The organism is Streptomyces sp. NPDC107550 (genome assembly GCF_055639095.1).
The window spans coordinates 1-20,033 of record NZ_JBVKBC010000044.1 but is presented as its reverse complement, the minus strand read 5'-3'; the positions used below and the strand labels follow the sequence as shown (position 1 = coordinate 20,033).

At 73.4% G+C, this 20,033-nt stretch carries 16 protein-coding genes; 7 read left to right on the top strand and 9 right to left on the bottom strand.

The window, feature by feature from the left end:
• Nucleotides 1-91: 91 nt before the first annotated feature.
• The 8 genes from ACZ7LY_RS32160 to ACZ7LY_RS32125 all read right to left on the bottom strand — a co-directional run bounded on the left by ACZ7LY_RS32160 (nucleotide 92) and on the right by ACZ7LY_RS32125 (nucleotide 8,012).
• On the bottom strand, nucleotides 92-610 hold the full coding sequence (locus ACZ7LY_RS32160; RefSeq protein WP_471628293.1) for a GNAT family N-acetyltransferase: 519 nt from the start codon (nucleotides 608-610) through the stop codon (nucleotides 92-94).
• A 106-nt stretch (nucleotides 611-716) separates the two neighbouring features.
• Nucleotides 717-1,166, bottom strand: a complete 450-nt coding sequence (locus ACZ7LY_RS32155; protein ID WP_471628292.1) for a heat shock protein transcriptional repressor HspR — start codon at nucleotides 1,164-1,166, stop codon at nucleotides 717-719.
• A gap of 5 nt (nucleotides 1,167-1,171) precedes the next feature.
• Complete coding sequence (gene dnaJ / locus ACZ7LY_RS32150) at nucleotides 1,172-2,353, bottom strand: molecular chaperone DnaJ (protein ID WP_471628291.1); 1,182 nt, start codon at nucleotides 2,351-2,353, stop codon at nucleotides 1,172-1,174.
• 45 nt (nucleotides 2,354-2,398) lie between these two features.
• On the bottom strand, nucleotides 2,399-3,100 hold the full coding sequence (grpE, locus tag ACZ7LY_RS32145; protein ID WP_471628290.1) for a nucleotide exchange factor GrpE: 702 nt from the start codon (nucleotides 3,098-3,100) through the stop codon (nucleotides 2,399-2,401).
• Nucleotides 3,097-4,950 (bottom strand): molecular chaperone DnaK, encoded by a 1,854-nt coding sequence (gene dnaK / locus ACZ7LY_RS32140; RefSeq protein ID WP_471628289.1) that lies wholly within the window; start codon nucleotides 4,948-4,950, stop codon nucleotides 3,097-3,099. Before dnaK ends, grpE begins: the two co-directional genes overlap by 4 nt.
• Before the next feature lie 544 nt (nucleotides 4,951-5,494).
• Entirely contained in the window at nucleotides 5,495-6,457 is a 963-nt protein-coding gene (locus ACZ7LY_RS32135; protein ID WP_471628288.1) for a glycosyltransferase family 4 protein, read from the bottom strand.
• Nucleotides 6,454-6,858, bottom strand: a complete 405-nt coding sequence (locus tag ACZ7LY_RS32130) for a class I SAM-dependent methyltransferase (protein ID WP_471628287.1) — start codon at nucleotides 6,856-6,858, stop codon at nucleotides 6,454-6,456. Before ACZ7LY_RS32130 ends, ACZ7LY_RS32135 begins: the two co-directional genes overlap by 4 nt.
• 86 nt (nucleotides 6,859-6,944) lie before the next feature.
• A complete protein-coding gene (locus tag ACZ7LY_RS32125) occupies nucleotides 6,945-8,012 on the bottom strand; it encodes an MraY family glycosyltransferase (protein WP_471628286.1) in 1,068 nt (355 codons plus the stop codon).
• Between the two features lie 408 nt (nucleotides 8,013-8,420).
• Here ACZ7LY_RS32125 and ACZ7LY_RS32120 point away from each other — a divergent pair, with 408 nt between their 5' ends.
• Nucleotides 8,421-10,676, top strand: a complete 2,256-nt coding sequence (locus ACZ7LY_RS32120) for a heterodisulfide reductase-related iron-sulfur binding cluster (protein WP_471628285.1) — start codon at nucleotides 8,421-8,423, stop codon at nucleotides 10,674-10,676.
• 361 nt (nucleotides 10,677-11,037) lie between these two features.
• On the opposite strand, the gene ACZ7LY_RS32115 is transcribed toward ACZ7LY_RS32120, so the two are convergent.
• A complete protein-coding gene (locus tag ACZ7LY_RS32115) occupies nucleotides 11,038-12,162 on the bottom strand; it encodes a helix-turn-helix domain-containing protein (RefSeq protein WP_471628284.1) in 1,125 nt (374 codons plus the stop codon).
• 158 nt (nucleotides 12,163-12,320) lie between these two features.
• On the opposite strand from ACZ7LY_RS32115, the gene ACZ7LY_RS32110 reads away from it, so the two are divergent.
• The 6 genes from ACZ7LY_RS32110 to ACZ7LY_RS32085 all read left to right on the top strand — a co-directional run bounded on the left by ACZ7LY_RS32110 (nucleotide 12,321) and on the right by ACZ7LY_RS32085 (nucleotide 19,942).
• Nucleotides 12,321-13,715 carry a flavin-containing monooxygenase gene (locus ACZ7LY_RS32110; RefSeq protein ID WP_471628283.1) on the top strand — a complete coding sequence of 465 codons (1,395 nt, stop codon included), beginning with the start codon at nucleotides 12,321-12,323 and terminating at the stop codon, nucleotides 13,713-13,715.
• Nucleotides 13,712-14,563, top strand: a complete 852-nt coding sequence (locus tag ACZ7LY_RS32105; protein WP_471628282.1) for an SDR family NAD(P)-dependent oxidoreductase — start codon at nucleotides 13,712-13,714, stop codon at nucleotides 14,561-14,563. Before ACZ7LY_RS32110 ends, ACZ7LY_RS32105 begins: the two co-directional genes overlap by 4 nt.
• Nucleotides 14,560-15,915 (top strand): MFS transporter, encoded by a 1,356-nt coding sequence (locus tag ACZ7LY_RS32100; RefSeq protein WP_471628281.1) that lies wholly within the window; start codon nucleotides 14,560-14,562, stop codon nucleotides 15,913-15,915. The genes ACZ7LY_RS32105 and ACZ7LY_RS32100 overlap by 4 nt, the downstream gene beginning before the upstream one ends.
• Nucleotides 15,916-16,026: 111 nt before the next feature.
• Nucleotides 16,027-17,271: an FG-GAP repeat domain-containing protein gene (locus tag ACZ7LY_RS32095; protein WP_471628280.1), complete on the top strand. Its 1,245-nt coding sequence runs from the start codon at nucleotides 16,027-16,029 to the stop codon at nucleotides 17,269-17,271.
• Between the two features lie 196 nt (nucleotides 17,272-17,467).
• The gene (locus ACZ7LY_RS32090) at nucleotides 17,468-18,976 is read left to right on the top strand and encodes an FG-GAP and VCBS repeat-containing protein (RefSeq protein ID WP_471628279.1); all 1,509 of its coding nucleotides are present in this window, start codon (nucleotides 17,468-17,470) and stop codon (nucleotides 18,974-18,976) included.
• 126 nt (nucleotides 18,977-19,102) lie between these two features.
• Entirely contained in the window at nucleotides 19,103-19,942 is an 840-nt protein-coding gene (locus ACZ7LY_RS32085) for a Yip1 family protein (protein ID WP_471628278.1), read from the top strand.
• Nucleotides 19,943-20,033 lie beyond the last annotated feature (91 nt).

Here is a 20,033-nt window from a genome sequence, read left to right as displayed (position 1 = left end):
TCCTCCACACCTACAACCACCACCGCTGCCACACCGCACTCGGCGGCCAACCACCGATCAGCCGTGTGAACAACCCTGCGGGTCAATACACCTAGCCCGCGTACTCGGTGAGGTCGATCGCGTACAGGCGCAGGCCCTCGTCCTCGCCGGTGGGTGTCATCCCCAGCTTGTGGAGGAGTTTCGCCGACGGGGAGTCGTCGGGGGCCGCCGCCGCGACCACCCGGTCGATGCCGCGGTCCTGGAGGGCGAACTCCAGCGTGGCCTGGGCCGCCTCGGACGCGTAGCCCTGGCCCCAGAAGACGCGGCCGAGACGCCACTGGATGCCGACGTGGCCGGCGATCCGCGCCGGGGCGTCGGGTACGTACAGGCCGATCGCGCCGACCAGTTCGCCGGAGCCGAGGAGTTCCACGGCGAAGATCCCGAAGCCCTCGTCGTCCCACTCCTCCTCCCAGCGCTCGATGTCGTCCGCGCTCTCGTCGAGGGAGCGCGGCTCGCCGTCGCCGATGCGGCGCATCACGGCCGGGTCGGCCTGGATCTCGGCCAGCGGGGCGAGGTCGTCGTCGGGCAGCCAGCGGCGCAGGAGCAGGCGGGGGGTGCGGATCTCGGTCATGGGTCCATCCTCCGGCACGCGACGGGCGCGGCGCGCGAAAGGCCCCGGAGGCGGACACCTCCGGGGGCCTTCACGCATGTGCGGGCGCTTGTGCTCAGTCCTGTGCTCAGTCCTGCGGTCTCTTCGGCCGCCACACCACGAGCGCGCTGGTCTGCTGCACCTCCTGGTACGGGACCAGGTCGCGGCGGTACGAGGCGTGCACCGCCGCCTCGCGCTGCTGCATGGCCGCGGCGGCGCCCTCCACGGCGGCGGACAGCTCCGCCACCCGGGACTGGAGGGCCGCCACCTGGTTCTCCAGCTCGATGATGCGCTTGATGCCGGCCAGGTTGATGCCCTCGGCCTGCGACAACTGCTGCACCTGGCGCAGCAGTTGGATGTCGCGGGCCGAGTAGCGCCGGCCGCGCCCGGCCGTGCGGTCGGGGGAGACCAGGCCGAGCCGGTCGTACTGGCGCAGGGTCTGCGGGTGCAGGCCGGACAGCTGGGCCGCCACCGAAATGACGTAGACCGGGGTCTCGTCGGTCAGTTCGTACGGGTTGTTACGTCGACGGCCGTCCATCTGGCTCAAGCTCCCTTCGCGGCCTGGAACAGTTCTGCCCGCACGTCGGTGTCCTCAGTCGCCTTGCGGTACGACTCCAGGGCCTCGCGGGCTTCGTCGGAAAGATCCTTGGGCACGGCCACCTCCACCGTCACCAGCAGATCGCCGCGCGTGCCGTCCTTACGGGCGGCGCCCTTGCCGCGGGCCCGCATCGTCCGCCCGTTCGGCGTGCCCGCGGGCAGCTTCAGGGTGACGGCGGGGCCGCCGAGCGTGGGCACCTTGACGTCGCCGCCGAGGGTCGCCTCGGCGAACGTCACCGGGACGGTCACCGTCAGGTTGTCGCCCTTGCGGCCGAAGACCGGGTGGGCGTCGACGTGGACGACGACGTACAGGTCACCGGCCGGGCCGCCGCGCTCGCCGGGGGCGCCCTTGCCGCGCAGCCGGATGCGCTGCCCGTCGGAGACGCCCGCGGGGATACGGACCTGCATGGTGCGGGAGGACTTCGCGCGGCCGGAGCCCTTGCAGACGTCGCAGGGGGTCTCGGCGATGAGGCCGCGCCCCTTGCAGTCCACGCACGGGTCGGTCAGCGAGAAGCCGCCTCCGCCGCCCCGCGAGACCTGCCCGGTGCCGACGCAGGTCGGGCACACGCGCGGCGTGCCGTTCTTGTCGCCGGTGCCCGAACACGCCTTGCAGGGCTGCTGGGACGACATCCGCAGCGGTACGGTCGCGCCGTCGACGGCCTCGGTGAAGCTGAGCGTCACCTCGGACTCGATGTCCTGCCCCCGGCGCGGCTGGGTGCGGGTGCCCGCGCCCGCGCCGCCCCGGTTGAACAGGCCGCCGAAGACGTCGCCGATGCCGCCGCCGAAGCCGCCGGTGCCGCCCTGCCCGGGGGCGCCGCCGCCGAACAGGTCGCCCAGGTCGAAGTTGAACGTGCCGCCCGCGCCGCCGGGTCCGGGGCGGAAGCCGCCGTTCCCGAAGAGCGCGCGGGCCTCGTCGTACTCCTTGCGCTTCTTGGGGTCACCGAGGACGTCGTTCGCCTCGGAGATCTCCTTGAAGCGGTCCTCCGCCTTGGGGTTGCCCTTGTTGGCGTCGGGGTGGTTCTCCCGGGCGAGCTTGCGGTACGCCTTCTTGATCTCGGCGTCGGTGGCGTCCTTGGGGACGCCGAGGACCTTGTAGTAGTCCTTCTCGATGAAGTCCTTGGTGCTCATCGGCCTCGACGTCCCTCCTCACCTGTGTCTGTCACTCGTATGACGTCAGCCCTCTTCCGGGCCACCGCTGTCCTTGTCGGCGTCCTTCTTGCCGGACGTGTCGGCCGCGTCCTCGGACTTGCCGCCCTGGGCGCCCGGCTGGGGCTCGGCGACGGCCACCCGCGCGGGGCGGATGGTGCGCTCGCCGATCCGGTAGCCAGGCTGCAGGATCGCCACGCAGGTCGTCTCGGTGACGTCCGGTGCGTAGCTGTGCATCAGGGCCTCGTGCACGGTCGGGTCGAAGGGCTCGCCCTCCTTGCCGAACTGTTGCAGGCCCATCTTGGCGACGACCGTCTCCAGCGATTCGGCGACGGACTTGAAGCCGCCGACGAGTTCGCCGTGTTCACGGGCGCGGCCGACGTCGTCGAGGACCGGGAGCAGCTCGGACAGGAGGTTCGCCACGGCGATCTCCTTGACCTGCGCGCGGTCCCGCTCGACGCGGCGGCGGTAGTTCTGGTACTCGGCCTGGAGCCGCTGGAGGTCGGCGGTGCGCTCGCCGAGGGCGGCGCGGGCCTGGTCCAGGGCGGCCGTCAGGCCGGCGTCGGTGTCGGGTGTGCTGGAAGCTGAGTCCCCGGCCGGGGCCGCCCCCTCGCCCTTGTCGGGCGAGGCGGCGGTCTTCGGCTCGGCGGAGTCGGCGGGGTCCGCCGGGGTGCCGGAGGGGACGTCAGGCTTCTCGTTCTCCTCGAAGCCCGGGGTCTCCTCCGTCACGCGGCACCGTCCTTGCGGTCCTCGTCGACGATCTCGGCGTCGACGACGTCGTCGTCCGCGGCAGCCTTGGCGCCGGCGTCACCCTGCGGGGCGTCGCCGCCCGCGGCCTGGGCGCCCTGGGCGTCGGCGTACATGGCCTGGCCCAGCTTCTGGGAGACGGCGGCGACCTTCTCCGTGGCGGTGCGGATCTCGGCCGTGTCCTCGCCCTTGAGCTTCTCCTTCAGCTCGGTGACGGCTTCCTCGACCTCGGTCTTGACCTCGGCGGGAACCTTGTCCTCGTTGTCCTTGAGGAACTTCTCCGTCTGGTAGACGAGCTGCTCGCCCTGGTTGCGCGACTCGGCGGCCTCGCGGCGGGCGTGGTCCTCGTCCGCGTACTTCTCGGCCTCCTGGCGCATCCGGTCGACCTCGTCCTTCGGCAGCGAGGAGCCGCCGGTGACGGTCATCTTCTGCTCCTTGCCGGTGCCGAGGTCCTTCGCCGTGACGTGCATGATGCCGTTGGCGTCGATGTCGAAGGAGACCTCGATCTGCGGGACGCCGCGCGGCGCCGGGGGCAGACCGGTCAGCTCGAACATGCCGAGCTTCTTGTTGTACGCCGCGATCTCGCGCTCGCCCTGGTAGACCTGGATCTGCACGGACGGCTGGTTGTCCTCGGCCGTCGTGAAGATCTCGGACCGCTTGGTCGGGATCGTGGTGTTGCGCTCGATGAGCTTGGTCATGATGCCGCCCTTGGTCTCGATGCCGAGGGACAGCGGGGTCACGTCGAGGAGCAGGACGTCCTTGACCTCACCCTTGAGGACACCGGCCTGGAGCGAGGCGCCGATGGCGACGACCTCGTCCGGGTTCACACCCTTGTTGGCCTCCTTGCCGCCGGTCAGCTCCTTGACGAGCTCGGCGACGGCGGGCATGCGGGTGGAGCCACCGACGAGAACGACGTGGTCGATCTCCGACAGGTTGATCCCGGCGTCCTTGATGACGTTGTGGAACGGCGTCTTGCAGCGCTCCAGCAGGTCGGACGTGAGCTGCTGGAACTGGGCGCGCGTGAGCTTCTCGTCCAGGTGCAGCGGGCCCTCGGCGGACGCCGTGATGTAGGGCAGGTTGATCGTGGTCTCGGTCGAGGACGAGAGCTCGATCTTGGCCTTCTCGGCCGCCTCGCGCAGACGCTGGAGCGCCATCTTGTCCTTGGCGAGGTCCACGCCGTGGCCGTTGTTGAACTGCTTGACCAGGTAGTCGACGACGCGCTGGTCCCAGTCGTCACCACCGAGGTGGTTGTCACCGTTGGTGGCCTTCACCTCGACGACACCGTCGCCGATCTCGAGCAGCGAGACGTCGAACGTACCGCCACCGAGGTCGAAGACGAGGATCGTCTGGTCGTCCTTGTCGAGGCCGTACGCGAGGGCGGCGGCCGTCGGCTCGTTGACGATGCGCAGGACGTTCAGGCCCGCGATCTCGCCGGCCTCCTTCGTCGCCTGACGCTCCGAGTCGTTGAAGTACGCCGGTACGGTGATGACGGCGTCGGTGACCTTCTCACCCAGGTAAGCCTCGGCGTCCCGCTTCAGCTTCTGCAGGATGAAGGCGCTCATCTGCTGCGGGTTGAAGTCCTTGCCGTCCAGGTTGATCTTCCAGTCAGTGCCCATGTGGCGCTTGACCGAGCGGACCGTCCGGTCCACGTTCGTGACCGCCTGGCGCTTGGCGACCTCGCCGACCAGCACCTCGCCGTTCTTCGCGAAGGCGACGACGGACGGCGTGGTCCTGGCGCCCTCCGCGTTCGTGATGACGGTGGGCTCGCCGCCTTCCAGAACGCTGACGACGGAGTTAGTCGTGCCCAGGTCGATGCCGACCGCACGTGCCATTTTCGATTCCTCCAGCTACCTACTTGAGTGGAACTGACTCAAGACTGCAACACCGGGGGGCTCCGCGTCAACAGACCTGAGTCAACGGGGCTCAACTTTTATCCGCCCCTTACAGCACCTGGCCTTCTGACCTGGGGTTTTTCATCCCGGCCGGGTTGACTCCCGTCGTCCTTCACCTGCGGGCGGGTAGGGGCTGACCGCGCAGTTCCCCGCGCCCCTGGGTGGGTGGGTGGCTCCGCCGGTGGGTTTCCCCGACTTTCGTCGTGGCTGATCGCGCAGTTCCCCGCGCCCCTAGGTAGGTGGGCCTGCCCGTAGTCCTTCACCTTTCGCCCGGTGGGGCTTCTCGCGCAGTTCCCCGCGCCCCTGGAGGGGCGACTGCGTCGCCACCTCCTCCCCTGGGGAGCAGGGGCGCAGCCCCGCTCCCTCAGGGGCGCGGGGAACTGCGCGACCAGCCACCCACCGGGCCGCAGGTGAACTACGACCTCAGGGGGCAGCGCCCCTTCAGGGGCGCGGGGAACTGCGCGATCAGGCGGCCGCCGGGGTGTCACGGGTAGAGGGACGTGACGCGGGTTGTCCAGGGGTGGGGGCCGTGGCGTTTGGCGTACAGGGCACGGCAATGCTCCCGCAGCGTAGGGAACAGCCGGCTCGCCGCATCCAGCGCCGGCAGAAGCCCCCCGCCCCCGTCGGCGACGACCCCCGTACCGTCAGCCCGGACAAGCCGAGCCACCCCCACCCCCGCCCCCTCGAAGGCAAGCACCGGCACCCCCGCCGCGAGCGCCTCCAGATAGATCAGCGGCACCCCGCCCACCGGCCCCCACGGCAGCACAAGCCCCCGGTACCGGGGCAGCACCCGCCGCAACTCCCCCCGCCCGGCGACCCCGTAGAACCGTACGGACGCGGGCGCAGCCCCCCGGCACGCCCGCCCGAGCGGCCCGCCCCCGAGGACGTCGAGCCGCTGCCCCTCGGGCCACCGCCGCAGCAGCGCGAGCACCCCGCTCTCCGGCGCGAGGCGCCCCGCGAACAGCCACCCCTGCCCGGGCCCGGCACCAGCCGCGTCCTCCGGCTGCGGCACGAACGCCGGGACGAGGGCGAGCCGTTCGGCGGGGACACCGGCGCGCACGTACGACTCGCGGGCCTCATCGGACTGGACGACGATCCGGTCCGCGCGGCGCAGCAGGACGTCCCGGCGCAGCCCGCCGCGCGCCGCCCACGCGCGCGGGAGCGCGTCCAGCGGGGAGGGCCGGCAGCGGGCGTGGAGGGTGACGACGAGCGGCCCCGGCCAGTGCGCGGCGAAGGCGAGTTCGGGGCCGGGGCGGCGCAGATGGGCGTGGAGGACGTCGGGGGCCCACGCGGCGAGCGCCCCCGCCGGGTCCCGGTCCTCGCGGGCGGCGATGACCCGTACCTCGTGCCCGGCGCGGCCGAGCGCCGCCGCCTGGTCGAGCACGGTGGCGTGGGCGCCGCCGGGCACGGCACGCCCGGGGAAGGCGTGGGCGAACGCGATCCTCACGCGAACGCCGCCCCGGACCGCACCAGCGTCAGGTCGGGCCCGAACTCGCCCGCCCCGGCGAGCACTTCGGGCAGTTCGGGCGCGTGGTCGACCTGGAGCAGGACGCGTTCGCCGGGCGCGACGACCTCCTCCCACACCCCGTCGAGGCGGCGCGTCCAGGAACCGTCCCGCTCCCCGAGCGCGTACGGCAGCACCTGCCAGGCCGCGTCGCGGGCGGCGGCTCTGCGCACGCGCGCGCGTGCCCCGCCGAACGGTTCGAAGGAGACGATCCGCCCCCGGTAGCCCGCGCGGCGCAGCGCCCGCCCGAAGACGCCGTCGTGGGCGCCGGAGTCCAGGACGAGGTCGATCTCGTACTGGTGGAGCTGGCGCACCAGCAGGCGCGTGGGGCCGAAGCTCATCATGTCGCTGCTCCCTCGGTCGTCCGGGTGTCGCCCCCGGGTGCGGTACGTGCTGTACGGCTGCGTGCGGATGCCCCGCGCGGCGCGGCTCATGGCCGGGGGCGCGGGGCACGGACGCGCGCCATGGTCTGCGGGCGGGCCGGGGCGAGGGTCCTGGGCCCGGGCGCCGGCACCCGCAGCAGCAGCGCGACGGCGACGGCGCAGGCGGCGCCGAGCCCCCACACGGCCGGCGCGGGCAGGTCACCGCTGTGGACGAGGACGCCGGTGACCGCGCCGAGGCCGGCGGCCGTGCCGAGGACGACGGCGACCCCGGCCGGGGTCAGGCCGAGGCGGCGCAGCCGGTGGGCGATCGGGGCGGCACCGCCGCGCAGCAGCCCGCGCCCGGCGCGCCGCCGGGCGACGCACACGAGCAGGACGTCGGCGCTGACCAGGGCGGTGAACGCGAACAGGGACGCGGCCTGGGCAGGCGCCTCGTGCGCGGCGTTGACGAGGAGCGCGGCGCAGGCGAGGACGAACCCGGTGAACAGCGAGCCGCAGGCGCCGGCGAGGACGCGGGCCGGGGGCCAGTTGTGCATGAGGAACCCGGCGAGCGAGGCGGCGAGCAGGCCGAGGACGACGGCGAGCGGCCCGAGCCCCTCGGCTCCGGCGCAGGCGCACAGGCCGAGCGCGGTGACGACGCCGACCGTGCCGAGGACGCCGTCGCCGCTGTCGATCAGGTCGAAGGCGTTGGTGACGAAGACGATCCACAGGACGGCCGCCGCGCCGGTGAGCGGGTCGAGGGGCGTGGTGTGGACGACGACGGCGGCGGCGGCCGTCTGGACGGCGACGCGGGCGCGGGCGCCGAGGGGCCGCGTGTCGTGGACGAGGCCGAGCAGGGCGACGGCCCCGGCGGCGGCGAGCAGGACGGTGGTGTCCGCGTCGGAGGGGAGGAGCCCGGTGGCGCCGCCGGTCGCGGCGAGGGCGGCGGTGGTGACGGCCACGGCGAGACCGCCGAGGCGGGTCAGCGGGCGGCGGCGCGGGCCGCGCCGGACGGCGGCCGGGTTGCCGGTGCGCCGGGCGAGGCCGAAGGAGGTGCGCAGCGCGAGGGCGCGCAGGGCGGCGCTGAGGACAACGGTGAGCAGCAGCGCGGCCGTGGCGGCGGCGGTCCCGTAGAGCACGCTCAGCCTCGCATCCGGGCGGCGGCGGGGGCGGGCTGCGCGGTGGCCGGGTACGTCGAGGGTGCGGGTGCGGTCATGCGTGGGGCCCCTTGGGACAGGTGCGTGCGGTGGGTCGCGGTGCGGTGGGACGCGGCGCGACGGAGCCCTACAAAGCTAGTCCGTTATGTCCACATTCAGGGTGAATAACACGATCTGCTTCGCGCGGCCGGCGGGGCGGCGCGAGCGGGCCACGCGGCCAGGGACGCGTCAGCGACCGGTCAGGGGTGCCTCAGCGACACAGATCACGACCGTGGCGACTACATTGCGACCGGGTAAGTGGGTAGTCTCAGACGGACTACATAAGTTACCGCTTAGTAATCGCTCACCGTCCGGAGAAGACTCCCCCGCGCAGGCCCGAGGAGCCCCCAAATGCAACTCGCCGCGATCATCGTGTCGCTGGTTCTGATCGTGGTGGGCGCGGCGCTGTTCGTCCGCGCCCTCCTGCAGATCTACAACTTCATGCGGCTCGGCCAGAACGTGCCCAAGGGCACCCGCACCGACGAACCCGCACAGCGCACCCTCACCGTGGCCAAGGAGTTCCTCGGCCACACCCGGATGAACCGCTGGGGCGTCGTCGGTGTCGCGCACTGGTTCGTGGCGGTGGGCTTCTTCACCCTGCTGCTGACGATCGTCAACGCCATCGGCCAGCTGTTCCAGGCCGACTGGCTGCTGCCCGTCATCGGCGACTGGGCGCCCTACAACGTCTTCGTCGAGTTCATCGGCACGATGACCGTGCTCGGCATCCTCGTACTGATCGTCGTGCGCCAGCTGACGCACCCGCGCAAGCCGGGCCGCAAGTCCCGCTTCGCCGGGTCCAACTTCGGCCAGGCGTACTTCGTCGAGGCCGTCATCCTCATCGTCGGCGTCTGCATCTTCATGCTGCACGCCCTCGAAGGCGCCCAGCACCACGTCGACGGCTACGAGGCGTCGTTCTTCATCTCGTACCCGGTCGTCGCCGCCCTCAAGGGGCTCAGCGTCACCACGCTGCAGAACCTCACGTACTTCTTCGCCGGTCTGAAGATCGCCACCTCGTTCATCTGGATGATCACGGTGGCCCTCAAGACCGACATGGGTGTCGCCTGGCACCGCTTCCTCGCGTTCCCCAACATCTGGTTCAAGCGCAACGCCGACGGCGACACCTCGCTCGGCGCGCTGCTCCCGATGACCTCCAAGGGCGAGCCGATCGACTTCGAGGACCCCTCGGACGACGACGTGTACGGCGTCTCGCAGATCGAGCACTTCTCCTGGAAGGGCCTGCTGGACTTCTCCACCTGCACCGAGTGCGGGCGCTGCCAGTCGCAGTGCCCCGCGTGGAACACCGGCAAGCCGCTCTCCCCGAAGCTGCTCATCATGTCGCTGCGCGACCACGCGCACGCCAAGGCGCCCTACCTGCTCGCCGGCGGCGGCAAGTCCATGGAGGGCGAGGAGAAGGCCACCGAGGAGCAGCTCGCCTCCGTGCCGAAGGCCGCCCTCGACGAGGCCGAGCGGCCGCTCATCGGCACGGTCGAGGAGCACGGCGTCATCGACCCCGACGTCCTCTGGTCCTGCACCACCTGCGGCGCCTGCGTCGAGCAGTGCCCGGTCGACATCGAGCACATCGACCACATCGTCGACATGCGCCGCTACCAGGTGATGATCGAGTCCGCGTTCCCGTCCGAGGCGGGCACGATGCTCAAGAACCTGGAGAAGAAGGGCAACCCCTGGGGCCTGGCGAAGAAGCAGCGCCTGGAGTGGCTCAAGGAGCTGGACTTCGAGGTCCCCGTCGTCGGCCAGGACATCGAGGACCTCACCGAGGTCGAGTACCTGTACTGGGTCGGCTGCGCCGGCGCCCTGGAGGACCGCGCGAAGAAGACCACCAAGGCCTTCGCGGAACTCCTCAACATCGCGGGCGTCAAGTTCGCCATCATGGGCGGCGACGAGAAGTGCACCGGCGACTCCGCCCGGCGCCTGGGCAACGAGCCGCTGTTCCAGCAGCTCGGCCAGGAGAACGTCATGGCGCTGAACATGGCGTTCGGCGAGGAGTACGACGACGACGGCAAGGTCACCGAGGAGTCCAGGAAGCCTCGTACGGCCAAGAAGATCGTCGCCACCTGCCCGCACTGCCTCAACACCATCGGCAACGAGTACCCGCAGCTCGGCGGCGACTACGAGGTCATCCACCACACGCAGTTGCTCCAGCACCTCGTCGACGCGGGCAAGCTCGTGCCGGTGACCCCGGTCGAGGGCATCATCACGTACCACGACCCGTGCTACCTGGGCCGCCACAACAAGATCTACACGCCTCCGCGCGAGATCATCGGCAAGGTGCCCGGGCTGCGGAACGAGGAGATGCACCGGCACAAGGAGCGCGGGTTCTGCTGCGGGGCCGGTGGTGCGCGGATGTGGATGGAGGAGCGCATCGGCAAGCGCATCAACAACGAGCGGGTCGATGAGGCGCTGTCCCTCAACCCCGACATCGTCTCCACGGCGTGCCCGTTCTGCCTCGTCATGCTGACCGACTCCGTCAACGGCAAGAAGAACGACGGCAAGGCGAAGGAGTCCGTCCAGGTCGTGGACGTGGCGCAGCTCCTTCTCGACTCCGTCCGTACGGGGTCCGTGCCGGAGGCGGAGCCGGCGCAGTCGTAACGTCACGTCTTCGTCAGGCGGGTTGAAGGGCGCCCTGGGTTGTTCCACACCCCGGGGCGCCCTTCCGCGTGCCGGCGGTTTCTTCACGTGCGGCCCGGTGGGGGCGTCTCGCGCAGTTCCCCGCGCCCCTGAGGTGAGTGGGTGGCTCTGCCGGTGGGTTTCCTCGACTTTCGTCGTGGCTGGTCGCGCAGTTCCCCGCGCCCCTGGAGGGGCGACTGCGTCGCCACCTCCTCCCCTGGGGAGCTGGGGCGAAGCCCCGCTCCCTCAGGGGCGCGGGGAACTGCGCGATCAGCCACCCACCGGGCGAAAGGTGAGCTACAAGCCCCCCCGGGGCAGTACCCGGGCCCGTTGCTGACGGACGTCAGTTGGGTGGGGTGAGCCAGAGGGTCGTCAGCCACCAGGCCGTCAGCACGGTGAACGGAGTCGTCAGGGGCAGCCCCGTGAGCCGGGTGAAGCGATGGACCCGATTGCGCACGGTGTTGGGGTGCACGAAAAGCCGCTCCCCGGCGACCCCCGCGTCGCCCCCGCACTCCACCCACGCCCGCACCGCGCAAGCCACCGGCACCCCCTGCGCCCCGAGCACCTCCCACGCCCCCCGATAACGCTCGACGAGGACCGCCGCCAGATCCGCCCGCTCGGCGACAGCCACCGCCACCGCCACCTCGGCGACATGCACGACGCCACCCCGCCCGACCCCCTCGGCAGAGGTCAGCGCCGCCACCGCGAGCCGCCGCGCCGCGCCCAGCTCCTCCGCGTCGCACGGCCCCGCGAGCCCCACCGCGGGCCCGTCCGCACGGCCCCCGGGCTCCCGCGTGAGGACGCCGACCAGCACCCCGTCCAACCGCGCGAGCGGCCCCGCCCCGGCCTCCCGCGCCCACCCCTCGACGCCGGCGTCGTCCGGCCGCGCCACCAGCACCCACAGCCCGCCGGCCCCCGCAAGGCCCGCCTCCGCCGCCGCCAGTGTCGCCGTGGAGCCGCCCTCGAACAGCCGCCGCAGCAACGCCGGTTCGCGCCCGCCCGCGCCCCCCGCCCCCGCCCGCCCGGTGTCGGCGGCCCGGTGAGCGGCGATGAGCCGGGCCCGTACCGCCTGGGCCCAGTCGTCGTACAGCTCCCGCGCGTCGAAGAGGAGCCCCGCGTCGACGCCGAAGTCGCGGGCCGCTTCCCTCGCCCGGGACCAGATGGCGCGCTCGGCGACGTGGATCGCGCCGAGGACGGCCTCGATGGGCACCCCCTGACGGGCCCGCGTGGAGCCGAGTTCGGCGACGAAGGACAGCTCGCTCTCGGTGGGCCCGCGCCGCGCGGCGAGCGCCCGCGTGGCCGCCGCGAGCAGCGCCCTGGTGTGGCCCGCGATGTCGGCGGCGGGCAGGACCGCGACCTCCCGCACGGTGCTGCGGACCCCGAGGACCACGGCCGGCAGCAGGTCGTCCTCGCCGACGACGCCCTCGATGAGGTCCACCAACGCGTCCCAGCCGCCGTCCTCGCTCATGCGCGCATCCTGGCCCGTGTTGTGACGCGGCACAACAGCCGCCCGGAATCCCGTTCCGCAGGCCATGGGCAAGGGCCCGTAGGACTTCTACCGTTGGCCTCAGCCACACCCCCGCCACACCCCCCTCTCCCCGTCCCCGCAGCCGTTCAGGAGTCGCCGTGTCCGCTTCCCCTCGGGTCGCCGTGATCGGCGCGGGCGCGGCCGGGCTCGCCGCCGTCAAGGCGCTCCTGGACGCGGGCGCGCGGCCCGTCGCGTACGAGCGGGGCGAGCGGCCGGGCGGGCTGTGGGTGCGCGGCGCCGCGGGCGGCCACTCCCCCGCGTACGAGTCGCTGCACCTGAACACGAGCAAGGGGCGCACCCAGTTCGCGGACTACCCGATGCCCGCGCACTGGCCGGACTACCCCTCGGCGGACCGCGTGGCCGGGTATCTCGCGGACTACTGCGCGGCGTTCGCCCTGCACCGGCACATCCGGTTCGGGCGGAGCGTGACCCGCGTCGAGCGCGCCGACGACGGCTCCGGGTGGCGGGTGACCAGCGAGGACAGCGCGGGCGGCGGCCGGACGACGGACCTCGTGGACGCGGTCGTCGTCGCCAACGGGCACAACTGGGACCCGCGCCTGCCCGACCCCGCCTACCCCGGCGCCTTCGACGGCACCCAGCTCCACGCCCACGACCACCGCGACGCGCAGGCGTACCGCGACCGGCGCGTCCTCGTCGTCGGCATGGGCAACTCCGCGATGGACATCGCCGTCGACGCCTCCTACGTGGCGCGCGGCCCGGTGCTGCTCTCGGCACGGCGCGGGGTGCACATCGTGCCGAAGTACCTGTTCGGGCGGCCGTCGGACGCGACCGGCGGGGCACTCGCCGTGCTGCCGTGGCGGCTGCGGCAGCGCGTCGCGCAGACCATGCTGCGGCTCGCCGTGGGCACCCCGCAGTCGTACGGGCTGCCCGCGCCGGAGGGCGGCCTGTTCCAGAACCACCCCACGATCAGCGACACGATCCTGCACCGCCTCACGCACGGCGAGGTCGTCGCCCGGCCCGGGATCGAGCGCCTGGACGGCGGCCATGTCGTGTTCACGGACGGGCGGCGCGAGCCGGTCGACGTCATCGTGTGGGCGACCGGCTACCGCGTCACCATCCCCTTCCTCGACGCGCGCTGGCTCGGCCCCGACCCCGAACGGCTGCGCCTGTACCGGCGGGTGTTCCATCTGGACGACCCCAGCCTGTGCTTCGTCGGCCTGATGCAGTCCACGGGCGCCGCGCTGCCCGTCGTCGAGGCGCAGGCCCGGCTCGCCGCCGCCTATCTCGGCGGCGACTACGCCCTGCCCTCCCCCGCCGACCAGCGGCGCGCCGCCGCCCGCGCGCTGCGGGCCGCGACCCGGCGGTGGGGCGAGCGCAGGCCCGCGATGCGCGTCGACTTCGACCAGTACGTGGCCGACGTGCCGCGTGAGATCAGCGCGGGGGCCGCCCGGCTGCGGCGCGGCGCCCGCCCCTTCACGCCCGCGTCCGCCGCCTCGGCGCGGGCCGCGCGGCCGGACAGGAGTGCCGTATGAGCAGCGCCGTACCGACCCCGCGCGGCCTGCGCGACGCGCGGGGGCTGCGGGTCCTCGTCACCGGCGCGTCCGGCACGTTCGGGCGGGCGATCTGCGCCCGGCTCGACGCCCTCGGCGCGCGGGTCGTCGGCCTCGATCTGGTGCCGGACGCCGAGGGCCCGGTCGAGGTGCTGGCCTGCGACCTCACCGACGACGCCGGGGTGCGGGTCGCCGTGGCGGCGGCGCTCGACCGGCTCGGCGGCCTCGACCTGCTGATCAACAACGCGGGCCGGGGCGGTCCCGCCCCGGCCGAACACGCGCCGGGCGACGAGGTCCGCCGCCAGCTCGACCTCAATCTGCTCGGCACCTGGCGCACGACGGCCGCCTGCGTGGACGCGCTGGTCGCCGCGCGCGGCCGGGTCGTCATGGTGTCCTCGCGGATGGCGGCGATGCAGTTGCCGCTGGCCGCCGCGTACGGCGCGTCCAAGCGGGCCCTGGTCGCCTACGCGGACGCCCTGCGCCTGGAGATCGGCACGCATGTCGGCGTGACCTGCGTGTATCCGTCCGCCGTGCGCAGCCCCATCCACGACTCGACGGCCGCCGCCGGGCTCTCTCTTGAGGGCATGAGCAGCTACGAGCCGCTGGAGGGCGTCGTCGACACCGTGCTGCGCGCCGGGCTCGGGCGCCGGGTGCGCCGGGATGTGACGACGACGCGGCGCGGGGCCGTGGAGTTCTTCCTCGCCCGGCATCTGCCCGCGCTCACCGACCGGATCGTGGCCCGCACGCTGGCCGCCCGGGTCCGCGCGGGCGCGTTCGAGGGCGCGGACCTCGCGGCAGGGGTCGTACGGCGGCACGGGTCCACGCCGTGAGCACGGCGACGCGGGCACGCGGCGGGGACCTCGCGCTGTACGCGGCCGGTTCGGTCGGCATGGGGCTGTGGGTGACCGTCCCCGGGCTGCTGCTCCTGTACTTCCTCACGCAGACCCTCGGCGTGCCGCCGTTCCTCGCGGGCGTCACGCTGCTGCTGCCGAAGGCCCTCGACATCGTCGTGCACCCGCTGCTCGGCTCCCGCTCCGACCGCGCCGCCCGCCGCACCGGGCACCGGCGCGGGATGCTGCGCTGGGGGCTGCTGCTCGCCCTCGCGTGGATCGCCCTGTTCAGCGTGCCGCCGGGGCTGTCCGGCACCGGCGCCGCGCTGTGGGTCGGCGGCTGCTGCGTCGCCGGGAACCTGCTGTTCGCCTGCTTCCAGGTCCCGTACCTCACCACCCCGTCGGACCTGCGCGTCGGCTACCACGAGCGGACCCGCGTCTTCATGTTCCGCATGGCGTTCCTGACGCTGGGGCTGCTCGCCGCCGGGGTCAGCGCGCCGGGCCTGGTCGCTTCCGGTGAGCGCGGCGCGTACGCGCGGATGGCGCTGCTGCTCGCGGGCGTGCTCGTCGTCTCGGGCCTGCTCGCGCTCGCCGGGGTGCGGCGGCTGACCGGGCACTGCGGGGTGCGGACGCCGGGCGAGCGGAAGCGGACGGTCCGCTCGGAGCTGCGGGCGGCGTGGCGCGTACGGGACTTCCGGGCGCTGCTCCTGTCGTACCTGTGCACCGGCACGACCACGCATCTCTTCCTGGCCGCGCTGCCGTTCTACACCCGGTACGTGCTCGGGGACCCGGGCCTGACGGCCGTCCTGATGGGCGCCTTCCTCGCCCCGGCGGTGCTGGTCGGCCCGGGCTGGCTGCGGCTGTCGCGGGAGGTCGGCAAGCAGCGCGGACTGCTGCTCGCGCAGGGCCTGTTCCTCGCCGGGTCGCTCGCGCTGCTGCCGGGGCGGGCGCTCGGCACGGCGGCGACCGTCACCGTCGTCGCCGTCATGGGCACCGCGTTCGCCGGGCTGCAACTGCTGGCGTTCTCGATGCTGCCGGACGTCATCGCCGCCGCCGAGGCGCGCGGGGACGCGGACGCGGGCGCGTACACCGGGGTGTGGACGGCGGCGGAGGCCACCGGCACGGCCGTCGGCCCCTATCTGTACGCGGCGCTCCTCGCCGCCGCCGGGTTCGTCTCCACGACCGACGGCGCGGCCCACGCCCAGACCGGCACCGCGCTGCGCGCCCTGCTGTGGGGGTTCACGCTGCTGCCCGCCGCGCTGATGACGGCGGCGCTCGCCTGCCAGCGCCGCTACCGCCTCGACGCGGAACTCACCGCGCCCGCCCCGGCGTTCGGCGCCGGCCGGACGTGACCAAACCGGCACCCCGCGCCCCTTAACGATCCCGCGCCCCCTCGGCATCATGGACCGGCGGAGCCGCTTCAGGCTCGGGACCGGGGAGCCGAGGCGGAACAGGGCGGGACGATGACGGGCGTACGCGGACACCACCACCGGGCGCGGGTGCGCCGGGCCGCGCTGGGGGCGGCCGTGCTCGCCGCCGTGCTGACCGGCTGCGCGGGCACCTCCGGCGGTTCCCCGGGCGGCGCCGCCTCGCCGAGCACGGCCGCGCTCGCCGCGAAGGACGGCGCGGCGGTGCGCCCGGTGCCCGCCGGGCGCGGCGGCAAGGCCCCGTACGACTTCAACGGTGACGGGGTGTCGGATCTCGTGCTCGACGACCTCGCGCACGACGGGCTCGGCGACGACGCGGGCATCGCCGTCGTCTACGGCAGGAAGGGCCGCGGCCTCGACCCGGCGGTCCGCCAGGTGCTGTCCCCGGCCCGGTTCGCGGCCCGTACGAAGGGGCAGGCGCCGGCCGCGTTCGCCTCGGAGGCGGCGTGCGACCTGGACGGCGACGGCTTCACCGACCTCGTCGTCTCCACCGACCCGCCCTACGACGGGCAGGGCCGGCCGCCGGTGCCGGTGCAGATCCTGTTCGGCTCGCCGCACGGGATCGCGGGCCGGGGCGTGAAGCTGGTCGTGCCCGAGCAGGCCCGCTACGGCAACGACTGGCCCGACCAGCCCGTCTGCGGCGACTTCGACGGGGACGGCGCGCAGGACCTCGTGGTGCACGCGAGCGCGGGCCGGCTGACATATCTGCCGGGCCCGTTCACGCGTAAGGGCGCGCCGGGCGGTGCGGCGCGGCTGGTGCGCGGCGGCGGGGACGTGCCCGCGGGGCCCGCCGCCGACGTGGACGGCGACGGCACCGCCGCCTCGCACCTCGTCCTCGGCGGCCCGCAGGGCCCGGCGCGGCCGGGGGCGCGGCTGCCCGCCGGGAAGGACGTCGCGTCCGGCACGTTCGGCACGGCGGTCCTCACCGGGGCGGACGTGCGGGTCTCAGCGCCGGGCGGGAGCCGTACCGTACGGGCCGCCGGGGACGCGCTGGACGTGGGGGACCTGGACGGCGACGGCAAGGACGACCTGATCGTCTCCGGTGCCGGGCGGCCGCACCTCCTGCGCGGCGGGACCCGGCCGGTGCCCGCGTCGCCCGGCACCGGCAAGGTAATCGCCGTGGCGGACTTCGACGGCGACGGCCGCGCCGACCTCGCCCTCCAGCGGGCCGTCGGACCGGCGCGGGACGAGGTGACGGTCCTCGCGGGCGCCCGCACGGGGTCGCTGCTCGCGCCGAAGCCCCGACTCACCTTCTCCACACGGGCGTTCACCCCACGCTGACCGGCACGTACGGCGCCTCCACGGGCACGGAAGTTCCCTGCTTTCCCGTACAACCATCGCGCCCCACGGGGTGTCTCCTGATCACCGAACGGCGAGCCGCGCCCGGGACGATTCCGGGCGAACGGCGGCCGAACGGCACCGACCGACGCGGGATGTCCGCCAGACATCCCCTCTTTCTGCCGCAGGAGCCCCCCAGATGGCCAAGCTCAGACGTTCCCCCGTTTCCTCCCCGGCCGCCCGCCTGCGCCTCGTCGCGGCGACGGCCGCCGCGGCGGCGCTCACCGGCGGTCTGCTCGCCGGTGCGGCGGCCCCGGCGGGAGCGGCCGACGCGGTCCGCCGGCCGAAGGCGGACTTCAACGGGGACGGGATCGGGGACCTCGCGTTCTCCGCCGGATTCGCCTCCGTCGCCGGGCACAAGAACGCCGGCGCCCTCGTCGTCCTGTACGGCTCGGCGTCCGGTGTCTCCGCCGCCAAGCGCCTCACCGTCACCCAGAACACGGCCGGGGTGCCCGGCTCCGCCGAGGCCGGTGACTCCTTCGGCTGGGCCAACGCCTACGGCGACTTCGACCACGACGGCTTCGACGACCTGGCCGTCGCCGCCGACCACGAGAAGGTCGGCTCCGACACCGACGGCGGCACCGTCGTCATCCTGTGGGGCTCGCGCTCCGGCCTCACCGGCGGCACGACCCTCGCCGACCCGGCGCCCGGCACGCACGACCGCTGGGGCAAGACCCTCGCCGCGGGCGACTTCGACGGCGACGGCACCGATGACCTCGCGGTCGGCTCGACGGCCCCCACCATCCACGTCTTCAAGGGCGGCATCGCCAAGTCCGGGCGCGCGGGCGGCCGTTACACCGTCAAGCCGAAGATCACCGGCGGCACCTGGGCGGGCCCGATGAGCCTGTTCGCCGGCGACGTCAACGGCGACAAGCGGACCGACCTCGTCGTCGACGGCTACGCGGACGACAGCGCGGCGTGGAACACCAACTACTACCTCCCCGGTTCCCCCTCCGGCCTGACCATGTCCGGCAGCAAGAAGCTCAAGCACGGGATCACCACCGGCATCGGCGACATCAACGGCGACGGCTACGGCGACATCGTCACCGGTGAGGACTGGGACCCGGAGCGGTCCGGCTCCAGCGAACCGTCCGTGCCGGGCGCGGTCATCGGCGGCCAGATCCACGTCAGCTACGGCACCGCCGCGGGCCCGGGCGCCTTCGGCAGCGTCTCCCAGAACACCGGGAACGTGCCCGGCGCCTCCGAGCGCGGCGACTCCTTCGGCGGCGAACTGTCCCTCGGCGACATCAACGGCGACCACTACCTGGACATCGCCGTGGGCGCCTCGGGCGAGGACCTCGGCGGGGCCGCGGACGCCGGTTCGGTGACCGTCCTGTACGGCTCGGCGAACGGCATCGACACGCGGAACCGCACCCAGTTCTTCGCCCAGTCCACGGCCGGCGTCCCCGGTGACGACGAGCGCGGCGACTGGTTCGGCGGGGAACTGCGGCTGACCGACGTCACCGGCGACGGCAAGGCGGACCTCACGGTCGGCGCGCCCGGCGAGAACGGCAAGGACGGCGCCCTGACCTATCTGCCGTCGAACGGCACGAAGATCACGACGACCGGCGCGCGGGCCGTCTCGGCGCCGGCGGCGGGCGTGAGCACGGCGGGCACGCCGATGTTCGGGGCGAACGCCGCCAACTGACGGGGTGATCCGGTCCGGCCCGGACCCTAGGGCGACCCCGTAGGGGATGTCACAGGTCAGCCGCAATGCCGGGTCCGGGGGCACGGGCCCGGCGAAGCGGTCCGGGAAACAGGTACGTTCGAGTACGTGGCTGGATTCAGGAACGGACGCGGCCGGGACAACCGCGAAGCTCCGCGGGGGCGCCCGCCGTACGGGGCGCCCCCGCAGTACCCGTACGCACAGCAGCAGCAGTGGCCCGGCGCGGGTGACGGGCACGGCGAGCCGGAGTACTACGGCGAGCCGGGCGGCCCGCAGCCGTACGGCGCCGGGCACGACCCGTACGCGGCGAACAACCCGGGCCACACGCAGGCGTTCTCCGTGCACGAGGACCCGTACACGCAAGGCTCCGTCTACCAGGCGGGCGCCGCGCCGGCCGGGCCGATCGGCCCCCGGCTGCACTGGAAGCAGCTCATCTCCGGGGTCGTGCTGCGGCCCACGCAGACGTACCTCCAGATGCGGGACTACGCGATGTGGGGCCCGGCCCTGATCGTCACGTTCCTCTACGGGCTGCTCGCGGTCTTCGGCTTCGACGGGGCCCGCGAGGACGTGATCAAGGCCACGTTCTCGACGGCCGTGCCGTACGTCCTGACGACGGGCATCGCGGTCGCCGTCAGCTTCTTCGTCCTCGGCGTCGTCACGCACACGCTGGCGCGGCAGCTCGGCGGTGACGGAGCGTGGCAGCCGACGGTGGGCCTGTCGATGCTCATCGCGTGTCTGACGGACGCGCCGCGGCTGCTCGTGGCGATGTTCCTCGGCGGCGACGCGACGTTCGTGCAGCTCCTGGGGTGGGCGACGTGGGTCGCGGCGGGCGCGCTGCTGACGACGATGGTCTCCAAGTCGCACGACCTGCCGTGGCCGAAGGCGCTGGCCGCGTCGGCGATCCAGCTCGCGGCGCTGCTGGCGATCGTGAAGCTCGGCACGTTCTAGGTGTATTGAGCACGAGCGTTGTTGACAGGGCCGGGGTCTTGATCATGGCGAAGACCTCCGGTGTGGTGGAGGTGTCTAAGCTGCACCGCAC

Excerpts from the sequence above, each read along its gene's own strand:
- ACZ7LY_RS32160 (WP_471628293.1), bottom strand. The coding sequence starts at position 610 with ATGACCGAGATCCGCACCCCCCGCCTGCTCCTGCGCCGCTGGCTGCCC.
- ACZ7LY_RS32155 (WP_471628292.1), bottom strand. The coding sequence starts at position 1,166 with ATGGACGGCCGTCGACGTAACAACCCGTACGAACTGACCGACGAGACC.
- dnaJ (WP_471628291.1), bottom strand. The coding sequence starts at position 2,353 with ATGAGCACCAAGGACTTCATCGAGAAGGACTACTACAAGGTCCTCGGC.
- dnaK (WP_471628289.1), bottom strand. The coding sequence starts at position 4,950 with ATGGCACGTGCGGTCGGCATCGACCTGGGCACGACTAACTCCGTCGTC.
- ACZ7LY_RS32130 (WP_471628287.1), bottom strand. The coding sequence starts at position 6,858 with ATGATGAGCTTCGGCCCCACGCGCCTGCTGGTGCGCCAGCTCCACCAG.
- ACZ7LY_RS32120 (WP_471628285.1), top strand. The coding sequence starts at position 8,421 with ATGCAACTCGCCGCGATCATCGTGTCGCTGGTTCTGATCGTGGTGGGC.
- ACZ7LY_RS32115 (WP_471628284.1), bottom strand. The coding sequence starts at position 12,162 with ATGAGCGAGGACGGCGGCTGGGACGCGTTGGTGGACCTCATCGAGGGC.
- ACZ7LY_RS32105 (WP_471628282.1), top strand. The coding sequence starts at position 13,712 with ATGAGCAGCGCCGTACCGACCCCGCGCGGCCTGCGCGACGCGCGGGGG.
- ACZ7LY_RS32095 (WP_471628280.1), top strand. The coding sequence starts at position 16,027 with ATGACGGGCGTACGCGGACACCACCACCGGGCGCGGGTGCGCCGGGCC.
- ACZ7LY_RS32090 (WP_471628279.1), top strand. The coding sequence starts at position 17,468 with ATGGCCAAGCTCAGACGTTCCCCCGTTTCCTCCCCGGCCGCCCGCCTG.